Genomic DNA, 22,733 nt, shown 5'->3' with positions numbered 1-22,733 from the left:
TTTGCAGAATATGCTCCTATCATACCATATCGATGTCGGCGCCGCCCCTCATTGCCCTGCCGGGCATTTCTCCCCGTTTACGGGGAGAAAGAAGCTGGCTGCCCCTCGGCGCTCGTCCTGCAACGCCTGTCGTTGGCGAAACCGTCGACGACGGGTCTTTCTCCCCGTCACTATACGGGGAGAAATGCCCGGCAGGGCAATGAGGGGCAGCGCCGACCTGTCAAGCCGACAGGCGCTATAGGCGCAGCGCCAACAACATCGAACAAGCAATCCGACCTGAAGCAATCGCTCTGCTGCGATCGCCTACAGCCCCTTGATCGTCTACTCGCTCTCGTCCATAAGCGCGCCGTCGCAAGACTTTCGCCGCGCGCGAAACGGCCCTCCACAAGCCAGGGAAACACCATGACTGACGCCAATCAGCCTGCCTTCAAGCCCCTCGTGTTTTCCGGCGTCCAGCCGACCGGCAATCTGCACCTCGGCAACTATCTCGGCGCCATCAAGAAATTCGTCGCCCTGCAGGACACCTCCGATTGCATCTATTGCGTCGTCGACCTGCATTCGCTGACCGCGCAGCTTGTCCATGAGGATCTCAAGGACCAGACGCGCGCGATCACCGCGGCGTTTCTCGCCTCCGGCATCGACCCGAAGAAGCACATCGTCTTCAACCAGTCGCGGGTCATGCAGCACGCCGAGCTCGCCTGGATCTTCAATTGCGTCGCCCGCATCGGCTGGATGAACCGGATGACGCAGTTCAAGGACAAGGCCGGCAAGGATCGCGAGAACGCCTCGCTTGGGCTGCTTGCCTATCCGAGCCTGATGGCGGCCGACATCCTAGCCTACCGCGCCACCCATGTGCCGGTCGGCGATGACCAGAAGCAGCATCTGGAGCTGACACGCGACATCGCGCAAAAATTCAACAACGACTTTTCGGACCGCATCGCCGGCCTTGGCGTCGGCGTCGAGATGAAGGTCGGCGAGGAGACCGTGAACGGTTATTTCCCGCTGACCGAACCGATCATCGGCGGACCGGCGGCGCGCATCATGTCGCTACGCGACGGCTCGAAGAAGATGTCGAAGTCGGATCCGTCGGACCTGTCGCGCATCAATCTGACCGACGATGCCGACAGCATCTCGAAGAAGATCCGCAAGGCCAAGACCGACCCGGAGGCGTTGCCTGGCGAATTGGACGGCCTGGCCGGCCGGCCGGAAGCCGAAAACCTGGTCGGCATCTATGCGGGTCTCGCCGAGATATCGAAGGAGGCAGTGCTGAAAGAGTTTGGCGGCCAGCAGTTTTCGGTGTTCAAGCCGGCGCTGGCCGACCTTGCCGTGGAAAAGCTGGCGCCGGTCGCCGGCGAAATGCGCCGCATTTCCGACGACCGCGCCTATGTCGACGCGGTGCTCAGGGATGGCGGCGAGCGGGCCGGCCTGCTGGCCGAGGCGACGATGAAGACCGTGCGCGACATCATCGGCCTGCTGCAGGGTTAATCTGCAGCCAATATCGCTACATCCGCCGGTCGCTTGCGGCCGGGCCGTGGCGGTGGCAGATTGCGACCGAAACCATCGAAGGTAGAATATGGTCTCCAAACGCCTCAGCCGCGAAGCCGGCCATCGCCGCAAGTTTTTGGCGATTATCGACGACACGCCCGAATGCGAACGGGCCGTCGTCTACGCCTCGAAGCGCGCGCAGAGCACCAGCGGCGTGCTGGTGCTGCTCTATGTGATCGAGCCGGACGATTTCCAGCATTGGCTGGGTGTCGAGAAGATCATGCGCGAGGAGGCCACCGCCACCGCGCGCGCCGCACTGGACAGCTATGCCAACAAGGTGCGCCAGAAGCTCGGCATCGAGCCGGAACTGGTGGTGCGCGAAGGCAAGCCGACGGAAGAGATCCACAAATTGATCGAGGAGGACCAGGATATCGCCATCCTCGTGCTGGCCGCCGGCGCCGGCAAGGAGGGGCCGGGCCCGCTGGTCGGCGCGGTCGCCGGCAAGGGCGCCGCCTTCCCGATCCCGGTGACAGTGGTGCCGCAGAACCTGTCAGACGAAGAAATCGACAGCCTGGCCTAAGGTGTGTTGCAGAAGACCGCAAAAACATTCTCCCAGCCAGCCGTTCCGGCGATGGCTTTCGCTTGAATGTCCTGCCGATAGGGCCTATTTAGAATTATTCCAAACTATATGCCCGAACGGGCTCGGAGACGTCCATGTTCATCCAGACCGAATCGACGCCAAATCCGGCGACATTGAAGTTCCTTCCCGGCAAGGAAGTGCTTGTCGAAGGCACCGCAGATTTCCGCGATGCCGACAGCGCTGCCGCGGCTTCGCCGCTGGCCGGCCGGCTGTTCGAGATCCCGGGCGTGACCGGCGTCTTCTTCGGCTATGATTTCGTCACCGTGACCAAGGACGGCCCCGACTGGCAGCATCTGAAGCCGGCGATCCTCGGCGCCATCATGGAGCACTTCATGTCCGGCGCGCCGGTCATGGCCAGGGCCGGCCCCGCCGCCGAGACCAGCCAGACCGGCGAATTCTACGACAAGGCCGACGAGGAACTGGTCATCACCATCAAGGAACTGCTCGACACGCGAGTGCGTCCGGCGGTCGCCCAGGACGGTGGCGACATCACCTTCCGCGGCTTCGAGAACGGCACCGTGTTCCTGCACATGAAGGGCGCCTGCGCCGGCTGCCCGTCGTCGACGGCGACGCTGAAGCACGGCATCCAGAACCTGCTCCGGCATTTTGTGCCCGAGGTGCAGCAGGTCGAACAGGTCTCTTAAGATCAAAGGACGTCAATTCGCCCCTTCGCGCGACACAAAAAACCGGGCCAAATTGCCCGGTTTTTTGTTTTGGGACGTCAGTTGTTGCCTAGACGGTCCGCGTATGAGCTCTAGAGAACGATGACCTTGGCGCCGACGGAGGTGCGGTCGTAAAGGTCGATGATGTCCTGGTTCATCAGCCGAATGCAGCCCGACGACATCGCTTTGCCGATCGAGTTCCACTCCGGGCTGCCATGCAGGCGGTAGCCTGAATCGCCGCCCTTGTTGAACAGATACAGGGCGCGCGCGCCGAGCGGGTTGGTCAATCCGGGGTCCATGCCCCCGGCAAATTTGGCGAGTTCCGGCTGGCGCTTGATCATCGCCGATGGCGGCGTCCAGGTCGGCCATTCGCGCTTCGCCGCGATGCGGGCGGTGCCGCGCCATTCAAAACCCTCGCGGCCGACGCCGATGCCGTAACGCATCGCCTCGCCGCCGCCCATGACATAATAGAGAAACTTGTTCTGGGTATCGACGACGATGGTGCCCGGCTTTTCATCGCTGTCGTAGCTAACGATCTGCCGGCGGTACTTGAACGGCACCTTTTCGATCGGAATGCGCGGCAGTTGATAGCCTGCGTCGGTCATCGGGCCATAGTTGTTGGTGAAGATCTGCGAGCCGATGGTGCTGCAACCGGCAATTGCCGTCGACAGCGCAAGTGCCGCGACGATTGCGAATGACTTCATGCGCATGAAAAGGTCCGATGCCCCGCCCGAAAGGTAGCGGCACGAGACGGCCGCCTTGTCGCTATCATTCATGCTGGCATTTGCTTTGCTTGCCAAGCGGGCGATGCCTATATGCAGGGGCTTACATGCCGGTAAGTCCATAGCTGTGGCTTTTCGGCAACGGCTCTCATAAGATTATCTAGGAAATTCAATGGGCGATCCGCCAGGCCGCCCGAAGTTAGGGAACCAATCATGAATGTCGGAGATGCCGCCCAGCGTTCCGGCCTACCGGCCAAGACCATTCGCTACTATGAGGAGATCGGCCTGATCCGTCCGGCGCGGGCCGGCAACGGCTACCGCGATTATTCGGGCGACGACATCCACCGGCTGACGTTTCTGCGCCGCGCGCGCAATCTCGGCTTTTCCATCGACGACTGCCGCCAGCTGATGGCGCTCTACCAGGACCGCAGCCGCGCCAGCCATGACGTGCGCGAGATCGCCGCCGCGCATGTGAGTGCGATCGAGGAGAAGGTGCGCGAATTGCAGTCGATGCGCTCGACCTTGCAGAAGCTGATCCATGCCTGCCACGGCGATGACCGGCCGGACTGCCCGATCCTGGACGATATCGCGGGGGCGGTTTTGCCATCTGGCAAAGTCGTTCCCGCACAGGTGTGAAGGTTGCGTGGCGTCGCCAGCCGTTTTCCAGGTTAGGTTTCAGCGATCAATCGGCACCATCGATACGCTCAAGGCGACAATCGAGAAGAACGCCGCACGGGCGATTTCCTTCTTTGACGCGTTCGGGTTCCTGGCCGCTTTGATCAATTGCCTGGGTGCCATGTCAGGCGTCACGACCGGATAGGCGTCGGCCACCGCCTGCATCTCGTCCGCGTTCATCATCCAAACTCCCTAAACCCACCCGCATTCGCACAATATCTCATATTACTAATGTATGAAGACGTGAATTAGGAGCCATTGTTCTCTTTGTCCGCTCACTGAGTCGAACGCGCTAAACTGTCGGGTCTTTGATCAAATATACAATCACCTTAGGAAAGGCGCTTATTTGTTCGACAATACGCCTTGGCACCGGCAACAAATCATGATTCAAGTGCGGTTGTCTTGGGGGAAACACATGATCCGCATAGCCACCGCTATAGCCGTTGCCGTCGGTGCATCGGCATGCACCAGTCAGGCGAACGTTCCTTATGATACGAGTAAAAAAACCTGTCGAATCTATGTTGAGCCAGGGACAGGTGAAAAGCGTGAACTTTGCCTGCCAGACACTCCAAATAAATACTGCGTGCGGGCTTATTATATAAATACACCGGGCGTAGAGCGGATAATGTGCGGCCCACTAACTGTCAAATCACCAACTGCCGCTGGCCGCGCTAGGCAGCTTGGAGGCAACAGATACCCGTAGGAAAAGGCGGGGCGACTATGGGGCTTTGGCAGTTCATCAAACGGCAGTTTCATGGCCGTCGACTTGGGTTATGTCTATGTGTCGCTTCGCGGAGCCCATTCGTTTAGGTTCTTCATCAAGCTGGATAGAGCCGACAACAAGAAATTCGTAGAATTCAAATTTTGCCATTACGGTGCGGCCGAGGCCCTGTGCAGTTTAAGCGTTGAGGAGTTCAATGACCTGGTTGACGGCGTTCTGAAAGTTAAGGCAGAGCTTGAAACGCCCCTACCCGACAGCGCGACCCAGCCATCGGGGAATGGCAGGGGTAGCGCTTAGGAAACGATGGCTCCTAAAGGAGCCATTTGATAGCTCCTAGAATTAGCACGACGATAGCTGCGATTGCGTATTCCCGCCCTGGCTTAAACCTGGGCACGAAATCGCGGGGAAATCGACCTGCCAGCAGGACGCCAACCCCGCCCCGTTCTGCAATACAGGTTGTCAAATGCACAGCTGCCATCAAGAAACGGGTTCAAACCGTGAACAAAGTCTGGCATGGTGAGCCCATGCCAATCATCTCACCTGTACCCCTCAATCCGCTGATCGACGGCCGCCAGTCGGAGCGCGCGATGCTGGTTCGGCGTGGCGTGCAGCGGCTGCTCAGGGAGATGGGCGCGCATGTGCTGCCGGAACTGTCGCTGGCGACCGGGCGCCGCGCCGACCTCATCGCGCTGACCCGCCAGGGCGACATCTGGATCATCGAGATCAAATCCTCGATCGAGGATTTCAGGGTCGACCGCAAATGGCCGGACTACCGGCTGCACTCCGACCGATTTTTTTTCGCCACCCATCCCGGTGTGCCGTCGGAGATCTTTCCGCAGGAATGCGGCTTTATCCTTTCCGACGGCTACGGCGCCGAAATCCTGCGCGATGCGCCCGAGCACCGCATGGCGGCGGCGACGCGCAAGGCGCTGATGCTGAGGATCGCGCGGGCCGGAGCAGCGCGGCTGCTCGCGGCGGAACTTGCCGGCGTGGCGGTGCCGGCGCTGGAGGGCGAGAGCGAGTAGAGGGTTTTCGGATCCCCCTGTAACCTTCGACGTTTGCGCTGCCCCTCATCTGCCTGCCGGCATCTTTTCCCCGTGAACGGGGAGAAGGGGCGCTGGCCGCAACCTCTGCACCCTTTCTGCAATGCTGGAGATTGGCGAAATCTTTTGCGAAGGCGTCTTTCTCCCCGTCTCTAAACGGGGAGAAATGATCGGGCATTGCAATGAGGGGCGGCGCAACGTTCGTCGGCTACTCTTCCTCTTGGTCCATCCCATTCGCTGCCGGCGCCATCAGCAGCACGGCGGCGCCGAGGATGGCGGCGATGAAGGAGCCGGCGAGGATGCCGACTTTCACCGCGTCCTGGAGCTCGACATTGCTGGCGAAGGCGAGCAGGCCGATGAACAGGCTCATGGTGAAGCCGATGCCGCAGAGCAGCGAAATGCCGACCATGTGCAGCCAGCCGGCATTGACCGGCAGATCGGCGAGGCCGAGCCGGATGGCAAGCGCAGAAGAACCGAACACGCCGACCAGCTTGCCGGCGACGAGGCCGGCGGCGACGCCCAGCGTCAGTGGCTCGACCAGGGTGGCAGCACTGAGGCCGGCGAGCGGGACGCCGGCATTGGCGAAGCCGAAGATCGGGACGACGACGAAGGGCACTATCCTGTGCAGGCCGTGCTCGAGCCGGTGCAGCGGTGAATGGTCTGAATCCTGGCTGATGCCGGGGGTGATTTTCAAAGGTATGGTCAGGGCCAGCGCCACGCCGGCGAGCGTGGCATGGACGCCCGATTTCAGCACAAGCACCCACAGCACGACACCAAGCAGGAGATAGGGCAGCAGCGTCAGCACCTTCATGCGGTTGAGCACGATGAGCAGAGCGATGACCGCGAAGGCGGCGCCGAGATAGGCGAGCGACAGGCCGCTCGTATAGAACACCGCGATGATGATGACGGCGCCAAGGTCGTCGATGATGGCGAGCGCGGTGAGGAATACCTTCAGCGACCCTGGCACGCGGCTGCCGAGCAGCGACAGCACGCCGAGCGCAAAGGCGATGTCGGTGGCGGTCGGGATCGCCCAGCCGGACAGGGCGGCTGGATTGTCGCGGTTGATGGCGACATAGACAAGTGCCGGCACCAGCATGCCGCCGGCAGCGGCGATGCCGGGCAGAGCGCGGCGTGGCCAGGTCGAGAGCTGGCCGTCCAGCATCTCGCGCTTGATCTCCAGGCCGACCAGCAGGAAAAACACCGCCATCAGGCCGTCATTGATCCAATGCGATACGCTGAGCGGTCCCAGATAGGCGTGAAGGGCGTCGAAATAGGTTTTGGCCAGCGGCGAATTGGCGACGACCAGCGCCAAGGCCGCGGCTGCCATCAGGACGATGCCGCCTGTCGCCTCGCTGGCCAGGAATTCGCGAAAGGTGGAAGTCGGCCGCGGCTTCTGGTCCTGCATGTCGTCTCCGTCGTGTCGCCTACCAGCCGGCAGGGACAACATCACCCTGTGCGATGATGCGCAACCGCCGATGGCAGGGCAGTTCTTACAGTGCCACGCGACCTTGGCGCGCGCAAAGGACGGTCAGGCGTTAGCGCGGCGCGCGTTTGGCGAGTATCCGCTGCAGCGTGCGGCGATGCATGTTGAGACGGCGGGCCGTCTCGGAGACGTTGCGGTCGCACATTTCGTAGACGCGCTGGATGTGCTCCCAGCGCACGCGATCGGCCGACATCGGGTTTTCAGGCGGTGCGGCGCGTTCGCCCGCAGTGCGGGTAAGAGCCGCGAAAACCTCGTCGGCATCTGCCGGTTTCGACAGATAGTCGATGGCCCCGAGCTTCACCGCCGTAACCGCGGTGGCGATGTTACCATAGCCGGTGAGAATGACGGTGCGGGCGTCGTCGCGCTTCTCGCGGATGGCGGCAACGACGTCGAGGCCGTTGCCGTCGGCGAGCCGCATGTCGACCACCGCGTAGGCTGGCGGATTGGCGCGCGCCTTGGCCACGGCCTCCTCGACGCTCTCGGCCGTCTCGACCACGAAACCCCTGGTCTCCATGGCGCGGGCAAGGCGCGTGAGGAATGGCCTGTCGTCGTCGACGATCAGCAGCGAGGTGTCCTCGCCCTCAACCATTGCGCCAATCGTTTCGTCGCCATTCATCGTCTTGACATTCCTGCTGCCCGAATTTTACGCAGATATAGTTTTGGAGCGCTATTGTCCAATTCAAGCCGTGTCAAACATGGTGGCCGAAGCCGATTCAGGATTGAGGAAGACGCTGCGCGGCCACGATATCCGCACGACGGCGCCCTCGCCCGGCTCGTTTGAATTGCGAAAATCGAGCGTGGCGCCCGAGCGTTCAAGCAGGGTCTTGGCGATGAACAGCCCCAGTCCAAGCCCGCCGCCGGCCTCGGTGCCCTGGCGTGTCGACATATAGGGCTCGCCGATGCGATCGATGATTTCGGGAGGAAAGCCCGGCCCGTCGTCGGTGATCGAGAAGGTGACCGTTGCCTCGTTCCAGCTCCAGCGCACGGTGACGCTCTTGCGGGCAAAATCGACGGCGTTCTCGACCAGATTGCCGAGGCCGTAGATGACGCCGGGATTGCGCCGTCCCACCGGTTCGGGGCCGATGCGCTCGCCGGGGCGAAGCTTGATCGAGATGCCAAAATCGCGGTGCGGGGCGGTCATCTCCTCGACCAGCGAGGTCAGCGGCAGGCGGGAGAGATGCGCCTCGCCCTCGGAGGACAGGCTGGTCAGGCGTTTGAGGATCTCGCGGCAACGCTCGCTCTGCGAGCGCAGCAGCGTCACGTCCTCGCCGTATTTCGGGTCATTGCGGAGCGCCTTCTCCATCTCCTTGGCAACAAGCGTGATGGTGGCGAGCGGCGTGCCGAGCTCATGGGCGGCGGCGGCGGCAAGGCCGTCCAGCGCCGACAAATGCTGTTCGCGCTGCAGCACCAGCTCGGTGGCGGCAAGCGCGTTGGCGAGCAGCCGGGCTTCCTCGGCCACGCGGAAGGCGTAGATCGCGGTGAAGGCGATCGAGGAAAACACCGCCATCCACATGCCAGCGACGTAAATGAACGGCATCTCCAGCGGCGCGCCCTCGTACCAGGGCAGCGGCAGATGGAAGAACACCAGCAGGCTCGCCGTCACCATCACCAGCGCGCCGAGGATGGCGGTCAGGCGCAGCGGCAGCGACGTCGCCGAGATGACCACGGGCACGGTGACCAGCACTGAAAACGGGTTGGTGAGGCCGCCGGTCAGGTAGAGCAGACCGGCAAGCTGCAGGCTGTCGATGGTCAGGATGGCGAAAGCCTGCAGCGGGGTCAGCCGATGCGCCGCCGGATAACGGAAGGTCAGCAACAGGTTCATCCAGGCCGAACAGGCGATCAGCGCGAAGCAGAGACTGACCGGCAGCGGGAATTTCAGCCCGTAGGCAACGACAAGAACCGTCAGACTCTGGCCGACAATGGCAAGCCAGCGCAGCCTGATCAGCGTGTTGAGGCGCAGCCGCTGGCTTTGCTGGAAGTCGGGCGCCCGCAGGATGTTTATCATGGCCAAGGATTATAGCCGGAAAAGGAGAAAGGCTAGGTCCCCCGCGGTTTGGCGCGGCTGGTGGCGGTGGCGAGAAGCGGGTTCTCCGGCCAGACATGCCGGGGATAGCGGCCACGCATCTCGGCTCGCACATCGGCCCAGGAGCCGCGCCAGAAACCGGGCAGGTCACGCGTCGTCTGGATCGGTCGGTGCGCCGGTGACAATAGCTCGAGCGTCAGCGGCACCGCGCCGTTGGCGATCGCGGGATGCCGGTCGAGACCGAACAGCTCCTGGACGCGGATCGCCAGCACCGGCCATTCACCGTCATAGCGGATCGGCACGCGGCTGCCGGATGGAGGGTCGAAATGGGTCGGCGCCAGCGCCTCGATCCGGCGCTGCAGATTGTGCGGCACCAATGCCATGAGGCCGGCCGAAAGCACGCCCGGATCGATCGCGGCAAAGGACGCCGCGCCGGAAAGGAAGGGCAGCAGCCAGTCGTCGAGGCGGTCGATGAGCGCCGCATCCGAAACATTCGGCCAGGGCGCGCCAAGACCGCGATGCAGCCAGCCGAGCCGTTGGCGCAGCGTTTCGGCCTCCTTGCCCCACGGCAAAAGCGACAGCCCGTGTTGGCGCAGGGCGTCAAGGATGGCGCGATCGGCGGCGATGCCGGCCGGCGCCGGCAGCATCCGTTCGGACAGGGTGATGGCGCCGAGGCGAACGGTTTCACGCACACGCACCGCACGCCTGTCGCGGTCGAAACTGGTTTCGCGGTTTGTCTCGATCTTGTCGGCGAGCGAAGCGCGAATGTCGGCTTCGTCTATCGCCGCCGCTGCCGTAATGCGGGCGTTCTGCGCCTTGCCCTGCAGATCGGCGACGACAAGCCAGGTTTCGCCCGCCAGCGGGTCGGCGGCGTCAAGCATGGCGCCTGAACCGTTGGCCAGCACGAAACGGCCGCGCTCTCCGCGCGCCCTGGCGACGCGATCCGGCCAGGCGTGGATGAGGAGAGCGCCGGCGCTGCCCTCCCCCCCGAGGGGAGGGTCGGCCAGTGAGCCTTGCCCAGCGAGGCGAGGGAGACGGGGTGGGGTCGGCGATGACGTGCCCGACCCAACCCCACCCCGATCTGCTTCGCGGATCGACATACCGGGGCGAACCACGGGTCTCGCCCGTCCTTCGGCCCTCCTCGAGGGCGAGGGTGAAGCCTGTTTCGCCAGCCGCTCGGCGAGCTGCCGGGCGGCGGTGGCGCGCGGCGATCTTTCGGATCGGAACCGAAGCAGCCGCCGTTCGAGGTCGGCGCCGTCGCCGCCCAGGCCACGCTCGGTGAGCAGCACGGCGAGCATGGCCGCTTCGAACGCCCGGCCGGTGTTTGCCACCTCGGTGACCATGTTAGCCAGCCGCACCGGCAGTGCCAGCCTGCGCATCGCAGCACCCGATTGCGTCAGTCGCCCTGCCTCGTCAATGGCGTCGAGCGCACGAAGCAGCGCCCTTGCCTCGCTGAGTGCCGGGGCCGGCGGCGGATCGAGGAAGCAGAGGCTCGACGGGTCGGCGACACCGAAGGCTGCACAATCGAGCAGAAGTCCGGAAAGGTCCGCCTCGAGGATTTCCGGCGGCGTGAAGGCGGGAAGTGCCGCGGTCTGCTCGGTCCGCCACAACCGGACGGCGACGCCGGGCTGCGTGCGGCCGGCGCGGCCGGCGCGCTGGTCGGCGGAGGCTTTGCTGACCCGCACCGTCTCCAGCCGCGTCAGGCCGCTGGCCGGCTCGTAGCGCGGCAGGCGCGACAAGCCGGAATCGATGACGACGCGCACGCCGTCGATGGTAATCGAGGTCTCGGCGATCGAGGTCGCCAGCACCACCTTGCGGCGGCAGGACGGCGCCGGCTTGATCGCTGCGTCCTGCGCCTTGTTGTCGAGCATGCCATAGAGCGGCACGATGTCGGTGTCGGCACTGACGCGGCCTTGCAGCCGCTCGGCGGTGCGCTCGATCTCGCGCTGGCCGGGCAGAAAGGCGAGCACGCTGCCGCTCTCCTCGGCAAGTGCCGCGCGGATCGCCTTGGCCATCGCGTCCTCGATGGCGATGCCGGCCGGCCGCTCGTCGTAGCGGATGTCGACGGGAAAGGCGCGGCCTTCGCTCTCGATCACCGGGGCGCCGGAAAGCAGCCGAGCGACGCGCGCGCCGTCGAGCGTCGCCGACATGACCAGCAATCGCAAATCGGTCCGCAGCGCACCTTGCACATCGAGCGCCAGCGCCAGACCAAAATCGCCGTCGAGCGAGCGCTCGTGGAACTCGTCGAAGAATACCGCCGAGACACCGGGCAACTCCGGATCGTCGAGGATCATCCGCGACAGCACGCCTTCGGTGACGACAAGAATTCTGGTCCTCGCAGAAGTGCGGTTCTCCATCCGCATGGCATAGCCGACCGTTTCGCCGGGCTCCTCGCCGAGCAGTTCCGCCATTCGGCGGGCGGCTGCGCGGGCAGCGAGCCGGCGCGGCTCGAGCAGAATGATCTTCCCCGTGCCGAGCCAAGCTGCATCGAGCAGCGCCAGCGGCACCAGCGTCGTCTTGCCGGCGCCGGGCGGCGCCACCAGCACGGCACTGTTGCCATGGCCGAGCGCTTCACCGAGCGCCGGCAGGACGGCGGAGACCGGAAGCTCTGGCAAGGGTTTTCTGGTCATTGTTTCAGGGATGCATCCATCCAATCGCGGCAGGTCGGTCGCGCCCCGCATATCAGCGGTGGCGGTCGCCGCGCAACCGGGCAACGGACCAACTCAAAGTGGGTCCACCTACTCGCCATGGTCAAAGGCGGGAGCCACCGACCATGGCGCGGCCGAGGAGCGACAGGAAGTCGGGATATTTCCTGATAGAACGGCGCGGCCAGGATCACCGCCCAGATACAAGCAAATTATGCTGCGGCGCAGCGACGAATTCGCTTGCGTTGTTTAGTAAAAATTGCATCACTAAACAAATTACTAAACATCCGCCGCTTAACTGCGTCGTCATGTTTAGACCCCTGAGGAGGGGGTTGAGGTTTTGAAACCGTCATCCGGGCGCGTTTCGCAAATGGGAGGAAGGCATGAAATCGACCTTGAAACTGACGTTGGGACTGACATCGGCGATGTTTGCGTCGACCGCCGTTTCGAATGTCGCGCAGGCTGAAGATCTGACGCTTTGCTGGGCAGCCTGGGACCCGGCCAACGCGCTTGTCGAATTGTCCAAGGATTTCACCAAGGAAACCGGCATCGGCATGAAATTCGAATTCGTGCCGTGGACCAACTATGCCGATCGCTTCCTCAACGAACTGAATTCCAAGGGCAAGCTGTGCGACCTGATCATCGGCGACAGCCAGTGGATCGGCGGCTCGGCCGAGAACGGCCACTACGTCAAGCTGAACGACTTCTTCGACAAGGAGAAGATCAGCATGGACGACTTCGTGCCAGCGACCGTCGTCGGCTACTCCGAATGGCCGAAGAACTCGCCGAATTACTGGGCGCTGCCGGCCATGGGCGACGTCGTCGGCTGGACCTATCGCAAGGACTGGTTCTCCAAGCCGGAACTGCAGAAGGAATTCAAGGAAAAGTACGGCTGGGATCTCGCAGCGCCGACGACCTTCGACCAGCTGAAGCAGATCGCCGAGTTTTTCCAGAAGCGCGAGATCGACGGCAAGACGGTCTATGGCGCATCGATCTATACCGAGCGCGGCTCCGAAGGCATCACCATGGGCGCCATGGACGGGCTCTACAGCTTCGGTTTCAAATATGAGAATCCCGACAAGCCATACGAGATGGACGGCTTCGTCAACTCCGAGAAATCGGTGAAGGGTCTTGAGTTCTACAAGGCGCTCTATGACTGCTGCACGCCTCCCGGGGCTTCCAACAGCTACATGGGCGAAGGCGTCGACGCCTTCAAATCCGGCCAGGTGGCGATGCACATGAACTTCGCCTTTACCTGGCCAGGCCTGCAGAAGGACGAAAATGTCGGCGGTGACAAGATTGGTTATTTCGCCAATCCCAAGGGGCCCGACGGCGATCAATTCGCCCAGCTTGGCGGCCAGGGCATCTCGGTGGTCTCTTACTCCGACAAGCAGGAGGCTGCGCTCAAATACATCAAGTGGTTCGCCAACAAGGATGTTCAGGCCAAATGGTGGTCGCTCGGCGGCTTTTCCTGCCTCAACGCAGTCGTCAAGGATCCAGGCTTCCCGGCCAGCCAGCCTTACGCGCAGACCTTCCTCGACTCCATGGCCATCGTGAAGGATTTTTGGGCAGAGCCAAGCTATGCGCCGCTGCTGCAGGCGTCGCAGAAGCGCTTCCATGATTATGTCGTCGCCGGCCAGGGTTCGGCCAAGGATGCACTTGATGGCCTGGTCAAGGACTGGACCGAGGTCTTCCAGGACGACGGCAAGATGTAGTTGGGGCAGTATCCAATCGGCTCCTCCCGAGCCACGACCGCGTGTCCCGTGCCACCCTTGGCACGGGACACAGCTCAGATAAATTCCACTGTCGAGACGACCCAAGTGACCGAAGCGGGACTGACCATGCTCAATCGGACTGCGGACAGCGTCGCCCGGGCTACGCCTGAGCCGTTGGCCCGCAAGGTCCGAGGCATCAGCGACAAGGGCCTCGCCTGGCTGTTCATCTCGCCGACGATCCTGTTGCTGCTCGCCGTCAACATCTTCCCGCTGTTCTGGGCGATCTATCTGTCCTTCACCAATTACCGCGCCAACCGTCCCAACGAGGTGGTCAGGAACGTCGGCCTTGCCAACTACAAGCGCATCCTCGGCGACCAGGACATCTGGATCGCCATGCAGACGACGGCGCATTTCGTGTTCTGGACCATCCTGCTGCAAACGCTGATCGGTTTTACCCTGGCCTGGCTGATCGATCGAAAGTTTCGCGCCCACGCCTTCTGGACGACCATCATTCTGGTGCCGATGATGCTGTCGCCGGCAGTGGTCGGCAATTTCTGGCGCTTCCTCTACGAGCCGCAGATCGGCCTGTTCGCCTATGCCATCTCATTCGTCACCGGCATTCCGGCAACGCAGATCGGCATGCTCTCCAACGTGTCTCTGGCGCCGTGGTCGATCGTCGTCGTCGACACATGGATGTGGACGCCTTACGTGATGTTGATCTGTCTCGCCGGCCTGCGCTCGATCCCCGAATACATCTATGAGGCAGCCGAGGTCGACCGCGCCTCCAACTGGCGGCAGTTCTGGTCGATCACGCTGCCGATGGCGCTGCCCTTCATCATGCTGGCGGTGCTGTTCCGCGGCATCGAGAACTTCAAGATGTTCGACATGGTCAACCTGCTGACCGGCGGCGGACCGGGATCGACCACCGAGGTCGCTTCGATCACGCTGAAGCGGCAGGCCTTCGAAAGCTGGCGAACCGGCTATTCCTCAGCCTTCGCAATCATCCTGTTCGTTGCGGTGTTCGGGCTGGCCAACATCTATGTCAAGGCGCTCAACAAGGTGAAGCAGAGATGAGCCTGACGTCAGCCCATTCTGTTGTCGCACCCTCGGCGATTTCGAAGCGCGTCGCCGGCACAATTATCGTGCTTTACGCGCTGATCTCGATCGTGCCGCTGCTGTGGATCTTCGCCACCAGCTTCAAGACGCCGCCGGACTCGATCGCCTATCCGCCAAAAATCCTATTCCAGCCGAGCCTCGAGGGCTACTGCAATCTGTTCTCGACCCGCACCCGGCAGACACCGGAATACATCAACGCGCTGGGACCGGCGACGGGCATCTGCGATGAGACAGTGCGCAAGCGCAACATGGTGATCGCCGGCCCGTCCAATTTCATGCCGCGCTTCGTCAATTCGCTGATCATCGCCTTCGGCTCGACCTTTTGCGCGGTATTCCTCGGCACATTGTCGGCCTATGGCTTCTCGCGCTTCAAGGTGCCGCTGGCCGACGACCTGCTGTTCTTCATCCTGTCGACGCGGATGATGCCGCCGATCGCGGTCGCTATTCCCATCTACCTGATGTATCGCGAGATTGGCCTGTCGGACACCGCGCTCGGCATGATCCTGCTCTATACGGCGGTCAATGTGTCGCTCGCCGTGTGGCTGCTGAAGGGCTTCATCGACGAGATCCCGCGCGAGTACGAAGAAGCGGCGATGATCGACGGATATACGCGGCTGCAGGCCTTCTGGCGCACCGTGCTGCCGCAGGCGACCACCGGCATTGCCGCGACCGCCATCTTCTGCCTGATCTTCGCCTGGAACGAATATGCCTTCGCCGCACTGCTGACCTCGGGCACGGCGCAGACCGCACCGCCCTTCATCCCGACCATCATCGGCGAAGGCGGCCAGGACTGGCCGGCGGTCGCCGCGGGCACGACGATCTTCCTGGTGCCGATCCTGGTGTTCACCATCCTGCTTCGCAAGCAGTTGCTGCGCGGCATCACTTTCGGCGCGGTGCGCAAATGAGCATGACCCAACCCGCAAAACGCAAGTCGCGCTGGCCGGTCTGGGCGAGGCGCGGATTGATGGAGAATATCGCCACGGTAATCATTGCCATTGGCTTCCTGATGCTGTTCCAGCCGTTCGCGCTGCCGCTCTACACCTATTCCTTCATCACCATGCTGGCCGGCACGGCGATGTTCATCATCGTCTCGAAGTTTCCGGAGTAGACGATGGCGGAGATCAGGGTCGAGCATCTGAGGAAGGCATTCGGCGATTTCGTCGCCGTGCAGGATTCCAACTTCGTCGTCGGGGATGGAGAGTTCTTCGTCATGCTGGGGCCGTCGGGTTGCGGCAAGACGACGACGCTGCGCATGATCGCCGGCCTGGAATTGCCGACCGGCGGCAAGATCCTGCTCGGTGGCGAGGACGTTACCATGCGGCGTGCCCGCGAGCGCGACATCGCCTTTGTCTTCCAGCTGTTCGCGCTCTATCCGCATATGAATGTGCGCAAGAACATCGGCTTCCCGCTGCTGGCGCAAGGCACGCCAGGCATCGAAATCCGCCGGCGCGTCGAAGAGACGGCGAAGCTGTTGCGCATCGACCATCTGCTCAACAAGTCGGTCTCCGGTCTTGCCGGCGGCGATCGCCAGCGCGTGGCGCTCGGCCGCGCCATCGTGCGGCGGCCAAAATGCTTCCTGATGGACGAGCCGCTCGGCACGCTCGACACCGAATTCCGCGATCTCATGGTGCATGAGCTGCGCGAACTGCACAACCGCATCCACGCCACCACGGTCTACGTCACGCATGACCAGATGGAAGCGATGTCGATGGCCGACAAGATCGCGGTGATGAACCACGGCGTCATCGAGCAGTTCGGAAGTCCACGCGAAATCTACGACCGGCCGGCGACGATGTTTGTCGCCGATTTCATCGGCTCGCCGCCGATGAATTTTCTCGGCTTTGGCGGCGGGCTTACAAAGGGCGCCAGCGAGATTTTGGTGCAAGGCGCCAAAGTGGCGGTGCCGGAGGTGCGCGAGGACATCGCGCCGGCCGACATGGCGCTCGGCATCCGACCGGAACACATCCGCTTCGACGACGCTTCGAAGCTGCGCGGCGCCATCTATGGCACCGAATATCTCGGCACCACGCAGATCGTTGCGGTGGAGACATCCGGCGGCATCATCAAGGCGCGGGTGCCGGCCGAAATCCGGCTCAATGCGGGCGACCATGTCGGCCTGGCCCTGAGCAGCGCACGGCTGTCGCTGTTCGAGAAGGGCTCCGGCCGCGCGGTGCGAACCGCAATCCATGACGGGGCTTCCCAGGGAAGAGCGCATCATGGCTGACGTGCAGATCAATGGCGTGACCAAGAGCTTCGGCGAACATGTCGCCGTGGACACTCTCGATCTGCACGTCGCCGACGGCGAATTCGTCGTGCTGCTCGGCCCGACCGGGGCCGGCAAGACGACGACGCTCAGACTTATCGCCGGATTGGAACGGCCGGATACGGGCTCGATCCATATCGGCGGCCGCGATGCGACAATGCTGTCGCCGGCCGAGCGCGACACCGCCTTCGTCTTCCAGCAATATTCGCTCTATCCGCATCTGTCGGTCTACGACAATCTGGCCTTTCCGCTGCGCTCGCCGGCGCGGCGGCTGAGCGAGGACGCGGTGCGCCGCCGCGTCGAGGATGTGGCCAAGATGGTGCGTATCCACCACAAGCTGAACAACCGCTCCACCAAACTTTCCGGCGGCGAGATGCAGCGCGTCGCCATCGGGCGCGCGTTGGTGCGCAAGCCCTCGATCTATCTGATGGACGAGCCGTTGTCGTCGCTCGATGCCAAGCTGCGCGCCGACCTCCGGCTCGAACTGAAGCGCATCCAGGCCGAGGTCGGCGCCACCATGCTTTATGTCACGCACGACCAGATCGAAGCGATGACGATGGCCGATCGCATCGGCATTCTTGCCGACGGCGTGCTGGCGCAGATCGGCACGCCGCGCACCATCTACTCGGAGCCGGCAAACCTTCATGTCGCCGCAAGGCTCGGCCAGCCGGCGATCAATCTGTTGCCGACCGGCCTGCTGCCGGATGGCGACATGCCGGCGGGAACCAAAACGATCGGCGCGCGTACAGAACATCTGTCGATCGGCAAGGCATCGAATGGCCCCGCCGACGGCGTTGTTAACTGGGTCGAGCATCTGGGCGACCAGAACCACCTGCATGTGACGGTGGGAAGCAGAAAGCTGGTGACGCTGACGGACCCCGACATCCAATTGGAAAAAGGCGACAGGGTGATTATCCGCTACCGGGCGCCGCTGTTCTTCGACCAGGCCGGAAACAGGATTGCAAACCGATGAGCCCCGGGACATTGGAAAAGAACGGGACACTGGAAAAGAGCGGGTCACTGGACAAGACTGCGACACTGGACAAGACCGGGACGATGGACAAGTTCGACCTGAAGACGCTGATATCCGTCACCGCCGACACGATTGCCGCTCACGCCGAAGAGCTGACCAGGCTCGACCAGGCGATTGGCGACGGCGACCATGGGCTCAACATGAAGCGCGGCTTCGAGGCAGTGCGCGCCGAGGCCGACACGTTCGCGACAAAGCCGCTGCCGGACGCTCTGAAGGCGATCGGCACCAAGCTGGTAATGACCGTCGGCGGGGCTTCGGGCCCCTTGTTCGGGACGCTGTTCATGGCGCTCGGCAAGGAAATTTCCGCAGAGCCAGATCGCGCCAACCTGATGTCGGCGTTCGGCAAGGCGATCGAGGCGGTGGCAGCCAGGGGCAAGTCGCAGGTCGGGCAGAAGACCATGCTCGACGTGCTGCAACCGGTGCATGACGCCCTGCTACAGGGAAAGACCGGATCGGAAATCGCCGATGTCGCGGACAGTGCTGCCGATGCCACCGTGCCGATGAAGGCCTTGCGCGGGCGCGCCTCATTTCTCGGCGACCGCTCCATCGGCCATATGGATGCCGGGGCACGCTCGACCGCGCTTCTGGTGCGGGCTGTCACCGAGACCATCGAGGGGCAAGCATGAGCAATGTCGGCATCGTCATCGTATCGCATTCACCGCTGGTCGCCGAGGGCACGGCCGACATGGTGCGCCAGATGGTCGGCGACGAAGTGCCGCTTGCATGGTGCGGCGGAAACGGCCATGGCGGGCTGGGAACCAATGTCGAGGCGATCATGGGCGCGATCAACAAGGCCTGGTCGGAGGCAGGTGTCGCTATACTTGTCGATCTTGGCGGCGCCGAAACCAACAGCGAGATGGCGGTCGAGATGATCGGCGAGCCGCGCGCGCACAAGATCATCGTCTGCAACGCGCCGATCGTCGAGGGCGCGGTGATGGCGGCGACGGAGGCGTCCGGCGGCGCCTCGCTCAGGGAAGTGGTGGCGACGGCACACGAATTGTCGCCATCGTGAATGAACAGGAATTTTGACTCAATGTCCGCATCCGCAGAAGCCACCGTTCTGATCACCCATGAGGTCGGCCTGCATGCGCGCCCTTCGGTGAAATTCACCAAGCTCGCCAAGACGTTTTCGGCCGAAGTCGAAGTTGCGCTCGCCGCCAACGGTCCTTGGTTCGACGCCAAGAGCATCGTCAAGGTGATGGCGGCCAAGGCGCCGAGAGGCACGGTGCTGCATATCAGAGCCAAGGGCGACGGTGCCGGCGAGGCGGTCGGCGCGCTCGTCGAACTGGTGCGGCGCGACTTCGACGAGGGCGTGGACCATGCCCGAACCGCTTAAGCTGCAGGGGATCCCGGCTTCGGCCGGCTATGCCGAAGGGCCGCTGTTCAACCTCGACCCGGTCGTCGCGCGCTATAAAGGTAAAGCGACCGCCGCTGACGAGAGGCTCGCGCTCGAAACGGCAATCGGCACAGCGACAGGCCGGCTTGCCAAGCTGATCCAGGCAACCGACGGCGATGCCGCCGACATTCTCGAATTCCAGCTCGCCATGCTGGAGGACGATGCGCTGACCGGCCCGGCCTTTGCCGCGATTGCCGCCGGCCAGCAGGCCGATGCGGCATGGCGGCAGGCGCTTGACGCCGAAATTGTCGGCTATGAAACGTCGGATCAGGATTATTTCCGGGCACGCGCCGCCGACATGCGCGACATCAGAGACCAGGTGCTTCGCGCGCTGACAGCGGACAGCGCGGCTGCCGCGCCGACAGGCGCCATCTTCTACGGCGAGGACATCGCGCCGACGCGCTTTCTCGAAACCGACTGGAGCGCCGGCGGCGGCATTGCGCTGAAGGCAGGCAGTACCGCCAGCCACGTCGCCATGCTGGCGCGCTCGCGCGGCGTGCCTATGATCGTGGGGCTCGGTGCTTCGCCGGCTGATCTTGCCGGCGTCGCCCTGCTCGATGCCGAGCACGGCGGCATCGTGCTGAGGCCAACAAGGGCAGAGGTCGAGGCGTTCCGGCAATCGTCGTCGTCTTTCGCGGCACGTCGCGACAGGGCGGAAACTTTTTTGGCTCGGTCGGCGGTGACGAAAGCCGGCACTGCGGTGCGGGTGCAGGTCAACATCGCCGATCCGTCCGATGTCGATGGTATCGATGTCTCGACCTGCGATGGCGTCGGGCTGATGCGGACCGAGTTCCTGTTCGGCAAGACGCTGCCGGACGAGGAATCGCAGTATCGCGCCTACCGCAAGGTGCTCGAATGGGCCGGCGACAGACCGGTGACCATCCGCACCATCGACGCCGGCGGCGACAAGCCGGTGCCGGGTTTCACCGTCAAGGAGGGTAATCCGTTTCTCGGCCTGCGCGGCATCAGGCTATCGCTGGCGAGACCGGAGGTTTTTCGGGTGCAGATCAGGGCGCTGCTGCGCGCCGCCTTGCATGGCAATCTCAAGGTGATGTTCCCGATGGTCGCCGTGTGGGACGAGTATCAGCGAGCAGCCGCGCTCTTCGCCGAAGAGCAGGCCGCGCTTGCCGCGCGCGGCGTCGCGCAAAAAATGCCGCCGCTCGGCATCATGGTCGAGGTGCCGTCGGTGGCGATCGCTCCTGAGGCGTTTGCCGAGGTCGCCTTCTTCTCGATCGGCTCGAACGACCTGACCCAGTATGTGATGGCGGCGGCGCGCGACAATGCCTCGGTCGCGCATCTCAATTCGATCAGGAACCCGGCCGTGCTTCGGCTGATCGCCTCGGTTGCGGCGTTCGGCCGCGCGCAAAAGATTCCGGTCAGCCTGTGCGGCGACGCCGGCGGCGATCCTGCGGCGATCCCGGCGCTGATTGAGGCCGGTCTGCGGGACCTTTCCGTGGTTCCCGCCCAGCTCGCAATGGCCAAGGTGGCCATTGCGGACGTCTCGATCTAGGCACCGGCATGGCCGAAACCAAGAAGACGCCTGAAGCCGGTTCCGAAGAGGCGATCCGCGCCTATAAGACGATCCTGTCGCAGGTCCTCGACCAGCGCCCGTCCGGCATGCGCCAGCGCCTCGCCGACGCGTTGGGCAAGCATCGCAGCTTCGTCACCCAGATTTCCAGTCCGGCCTACTCGATCCCGATCCCGTCAAAACATTTGCCGGCTATTTTCGCCGTCTGTCATTTCAGCCCGGCCGAACGCGACCATTTTCTTGCCGCCTACCATCAGGCGCATCCGGGAAAAATGTCGCTGGCATCCGGCATGCGCAAGACGCGGCATGTTTCGCTGATCGTTCCCGATTTCGGCGACGACAAACAGAACGCGGCGCTCGACAGGGCGGTCAACGATTTCATCCAGAAGATCACCAGCATCGCCGGCAAGGGCGGGACATAGTCGCGCCACGTTCAGCTATTTCGGGAGAGACGGCCATGAAGAAGTTTCTGAATTCTGTGGACACGGTGCTGACCGAAAGCCTCGACGGCTTCGTTGCCGCCCATGCCGACATCCTTGTGCTTGGCGACGAGCATAAATTCGTGCGCCGCAGGACACTCAAGCCCGGCAAGGTAGCGCTGATTTCCGGGGGCGGCTCTGGCCACGAGCCGCTGCATGGCGGGCTGGTCGGGCATGGCATGCTGGATGCCGCCTGCCCCGGCCAGGTGTTCACCTCGCCGACGCCGGACCAGATGATGGCGGCCGCGGAGGCGGTCAACACCGGTGCCGGCTGCCTGTTCATCGTCAAGAACTACGAGGGCGACGTGATGAATTTCGACATGGCTGCTGAAATGTCGGAGGGTGTGATGCAAGTGGTGACCAATGACGACGTCGCGGTCGAGAACTCCTCCTACACCACTGGCCGACGCGGCGTTGCCGGCACGCTGGTGGTCGAGAAGATCCTCGGCGCCGCGGCCGAGCAAGGCATGGCGCTGAAGCCGTTGAAGGCGCTTGGCGAACGCATCAATGGCGCGACGCGCTCGATGGGCGTTGCGCTGACCAGTTGCACCGTACCGGCCGCCGGCAGGCCGACCTTCGATATCGGCGACGGCGAGATGGAATTCGGCGTCGGCATCCATGGCGAACCCGGGCGCCGCCGCGACGCGTTGAAGAGCGCCGACGCCATCGCCGAGGAGATCTGCGCGGCGATATCTGGCGATCTCGGTGACAGGGCAAAAGGCCCGGCGCTGCTTTTCGTCAACGGCTTCGGCGGCACGCCGCTGATGGAGCTCTACCTGATGTACAACAGCGCCCGGAAAATCTTCGAGAAAAACGGCGTGACGGTCGCCCGTTCACTGGTCGGGTCCTATGTGACATCGCTCGACATGGCCGGCTGCTCGATCACGCTGACCATGTTCGACGATGAGACGACCGCATTGTGGGACGCACCGGTGCATACGGCTGCGCTGCGCCGGGGGATGTAGCACGGCCAACACCGCGCCACGGCTATAGCAACAGTATTAAGCAAGCAGGCGCTTTCTACGACCTGGCCGGTTGCGGCGATAAAGCGGCGGTCACGTCCATTTCGACCAAAGCGAGGTCGCCAAGACGAATTTGCACGTG

The 22,733-nt window shown here is 63.2% G+C and carries 24 protein-coding genes; 18 read left to right on the top strand and 6 right to left on the bottom strand.

What is annotated here, in order from left to right; genetic code table 11:
* Window positions 1–402 precede the first annotated feature (402 nt).
* The 3 genes from trpS to AC0L2Z_RS05910 all read left to right on the top strand — a co-directional run bounded on the left by trpS (window position 403) and on the right by AC0L2Z_RS05910 (window position 2,769).
* Complete coding sequence (gene trpS / locus AC0L2Z_RS05920; RefSeq protein WP_473627048.1) at window positions 403–1,485, top strand: tryptophan--tRNA ligase; 1,083 nt, start codon at window positions 403–405, stop codon at window positions 1,483–1,485.
* Window positions 1,486–1,573: 88 nt separating this feature from the next.
* Window positions 1,574–2,065, top strand: coding sequence for a universal stress protein (locus AC0L2Z_RS05915; RefSeq protein WP_023796709.1), 492 nt, complete (start codon window positions 1,574–1,576; stop codon window positions 2,063–2,065).
* A 134-nt stretch (window positions 2,066–2,199) separates the two neighbouring features.
* Complete coding sequence (locus AC0L2Z_RS05910; RefSeq protein WP_023796710.1) at window positions 2,200–2,769, top strand: NifU family protein; 570 nt, start codon at window positions 2,200–2,202, stop codon at window positions 2,767–2,769.
* 110 nt (window positions 2,770–2,879) lie between these two features.
* Here the strand turns inward: AC0L2Z_RS05910 and AC0L2Z_RS05905 are convergent, their stop codons facing one another.
* The gene (locus AC0L2Z_RS05905) at window positions 2,880–3,497 is read right to left on the bottom strand and encodes a L,D-transpeptidase (protein ID WP_023796711.1); all 618 of its coding nucleotides are present in this window, start codon (window positions 3,495–3,497) and stop codon (window positions 2,880–2,882) included.
* Between the two features lie 225 nt (window positions 3,498–3,722).
* Between AC0L2Z_RS05905 and cueR the strand changes: the two genes are divergently transcribed.
* The gene (gene cueR, locus AC0L2Z_RS05900) at window positions 3,723–4,145 is read left to right on the top strand and encodes a Cu(I)-responsive transcriptional regulator (RefSeq protein ID WP_128168327.1); all 423 of its coding nucleotides are present in this window, start codon (window positions 3,723–3,725) and stop codon (window positions 4,143–4,145) included.
* A gap of 39 nt (window positions 4,146–4,184) precedes the next feature.
* On the opposite strand, the gene AC0L2Z_RS05895 is transcribed toward cueR, so the two are convergent.
* Window positions 4,185–4,367 (bottom strand): hypothetical protein, encoded by a 183-nt coding sequence (locus tag AC0L2Z_RS05895; RefSeq protein ID WP_306454924.1) that lies wholly within the window; start codon window positions 4,365–4,367, stop codon window positions 4,185–4,187.
* A 571-nt stretch (window positions 4,368–4,938) separates the two neighbouring features.
* Between AC0L2Z_RS05895 and AC0L2Z_RS05890 the strand changes: the two genes are divergently transcribed.
* Window positions 4,939–5,202: a hypothetical protein gene (locus AC0L2Z_RS05890; protein ID WP_473627046.1), complete on the top strand. Its 264-nt coding sequence runs from the start codon at window positions 4,939–4,941 to the stop codon at window positions 5,200–5,202.
* A gap of 227 nt (window positions 5,203–5,429) precedes the next feature.
* Window positions 5,430–5,930: an MmcB family DNA repair protein gene (locus AC0L2Z_RS05885; protein WP_473627045.1), complete on the top strand. Its 501-nt coding sequence runs from the start codon at window positions 5,430–5,432 to the stop codon at window positions 5,928–5,930.
* A gap of 226 nt (window positions 5,931–6,156) precedes the next feature.
* On the opposite strand, the gene nhaA is transcribed toward AC0L2Z_RS05885, so the two are convergent.
* From nhaA to hrpB, 4 genes are all read right to left on the bottom strand, one after another.
* Complete coding sequence (nhaA, locus tag AC0L2Z_RS05880; protein ID WP_128168330.1) at window positions 6,157–7,353, bottom strand: Na+/H+ antiporter NhaA; 1,197 nt, start codon at window positions 7,351–7,353, stop codon at window positions 6,157–6,159.
* Between the two features lie 130 nt (window positions 7,354–7,483).
* Window positions 7,484–8,047: an ActR/PrrA/RegA family redox response regulator transcription factor gene (locus AC0L2Z_RS05875; protein WP_128168331.1), complete on the bottom strand. Its 564-nt coding sequence runs from the start codon at window positions 8,045–8,047 to the stop codon at window positions 7,484–7,486.
* Between the two features lie 63 nt (window positions 8,048–8,110).
* Window positions 8,111–9,436: an ActS/PrrB/RegB family redox-sensitive histidine kinase gene (locus tag AC0L2Z_RS05870; RefSeq protein WP_287226932.1), complete on the bottom strand. Its 1,326-nt coding sequence runs from the start codon at window positions 9,434–9,436 to the stop codon at window positions 8,111–8,113.
* 32 nt (window positions 9,437–9,468) lie between these two features.
* Window positions 9,469–12,084, bottom strand: a complete 2,616-nt coding sequence (gene hrpB / locus AC0L2Z_RS05865) for an ATP-dependent helicase HrpB (protein WP_473627043.1) — start codon at window positions 12,082–12,084, stop codon at window positions 9,469–9,471.
* Between the two features lie 398 nt (window positions 12,085–12,482).
* Here hrpB and AC0L2Z_RS05860 point away from each other — a divergent pair, with 398 nt between their 5' ends.
* From AC0L2Z_RS05860 to dhaK, 12 genes are all read left to right on the top strand, one after another.
* On the top strand, window positions 12,483–13,814 hold the full coding sequence (locus tag AC0L2Z_RS05860) for an ABC transporter substrate-binding protein (protein ID WP_023796720.1): 1,332 nt from the start codon (window positions 12,483–12,485) through the stop codon (window positions 13,812–13,814).
* Between the two features lie 126 nt (window positions 13,815–13,940).
* On the top strand, window positions 13,941–14,888 hold the full coding sequence (locus tag AC0L2Z_RS05855) for a carbohydrate ABC transporter permease (RefSeq protein ID WP_473627074.1): 948 nt from the start codon (window positions 13,941–13,943) through the stop codon (window positions 14,886–14,888).
* Window positions 14,885–15,835, top strand: a complete 951-nt coding sequence (locus AC0L2Z_RS05850; RefSeq protein ID WP_128183364.1) for a carbohydrate ABC transporter permease — start codon at window positions 14,885–14,887, stop codon at window positions 15,833–15,835. The genes AC0L2Z_RS05855 and AC0L2Z_RS05850 overlap by 4 nt, the downstream gene beginning before the upstream one ends.
* Complete coding sequence (locus AC0L2Z_RS05845) at window positions 15,832–16,038, top strand: hypothetical protein (RefSeq protein ID WP_473627042.1); 207 nt, start codon at window positions 15,832–15,834, stop codon at window positions 16,036–16,038. The genes AC0L2Z_RS05850 and AC0L2Z_RS05845 overlap by 4 nt, the downstream gene beginning before the upstream one ends.
* A 3-nt stretch (window positions 16,039–16,041) precedes the next feature.
* Window positions 16,042–17,154 carry an ABC transporter ATP-binding protein gene (locus tag AC0L2Z_RS05840; RefSeq protein WP_473627041.1) on the top strand — a complete coding sequence of 371 codons (1,113 nt, stop codon included), beginning with the start codon at window positions 16,042–16,044 and terminating at the stop codon, window positions 17,152–17,154.
* A complete protein-coding gene (locus AC0L2Z_RS05835; protein ID WP_473627040.1) occupies window positions 17,147–18,166 on the top strand; it encodes an ABC transporter ATP-binding protein in 1,020 nt (339 codons plus the stop codon). Before AC0L2Z_RS05840 ends, AC0L2Z_RS05835 begins: the two co-directional genes overlap by 8 nt.
* Window positions 18,167–18,249: 83 nt before the next feature.
* The gene (gene dhaL, locus AC0L2Z_RS05830; protein ID WP_473627073.1) at window positions 18,250–18,852 is read left to right on the top strand and encodes a dihydroxyacetone kinase subunit DhaL; all 603 of its coding nucleotides are present in this window, start codon (window positions 18,250–18,252) and stop codon (window positions 18,850–18,852) included.
* Window positions 18,849–19,238, top strand: a complete 390-nt coding sequence (gene dhaM / locus AC0L2Z_RS05825) for a dihydroxyacetone kinase phosphoryl donor subunit DhaM (RefSeq protein WP_123146397.1) — start codon at window positions 18,849–18,851, stop codon at window positions 19,236–19,238. The genes dhaL and dhaM overlap by 4 nt, the downstream gene beginning before the upstream one ends.
* Window positions 19,239–19,259: 21 nt before the next feature.
* Window positions 19,260–19,562, top strand: a complete 303-nt coding sequence (locus AC0L2Z_RS05820; RefSeq protein WP_287171369.1) for an HPr family phosphocarrier protein — start codon at window positions 19,260–19,262, stop codon at window positions 19,560–19,562.
* On the top strand, window positions 19,546–21,132 hold the full coding sequence (gene ptsP, locus AC0L2Z_RS05815) for a phosphoenolpyruvate--protein phosphotransferase (RefSeq protein WP_473627039.1): 1,587 nt from the start codon (window positions 19,546–19,548) through the stop codon (window positions 21,130–21,132). Before AC0L2Z_RS05820 ends, ptsP begins: the two co-directional genes overlap by 17 nt.
* An 8-nt stretch (window positions 21,133–21,140) precedes the next feature.
* The gene (locus tag AC0L2Z_RS05810) at window positions 21,141–21,572 is read left to right on the top strand and encodes a hypothetical protein (protein ID WP_023796729.1); all 432 of its coding nucleotides are present in this window, start codon (window positions 21,141–21,143) and stop codon (window positions 21,570–21,572) included.
* Window positions 21,573–21,607: 35 nt separating this feature from the next.
* On the top strand, window positions 21,608–22,594 hold the full coding sequence (dhaK, locus tag AC0L2Z_RS05805; RefSeq protein WP_128168336.1) for a dihydroxyacetone kinase subunit DhaK: 987 nt from the start codon (window positions 21,608–21,610) through the stop codon (window positions 22,592–22,594).
* The last annotated feature ends 139 nt before the right edge of the window (window positions 22,595–22,733 follow it).

This window comes from Mesorhizobium sp. WSM4850 (assembly GCF_055811735.1).
This window is presented reverse-complemented; position numbering and strand designations above follow the sequence as displayed.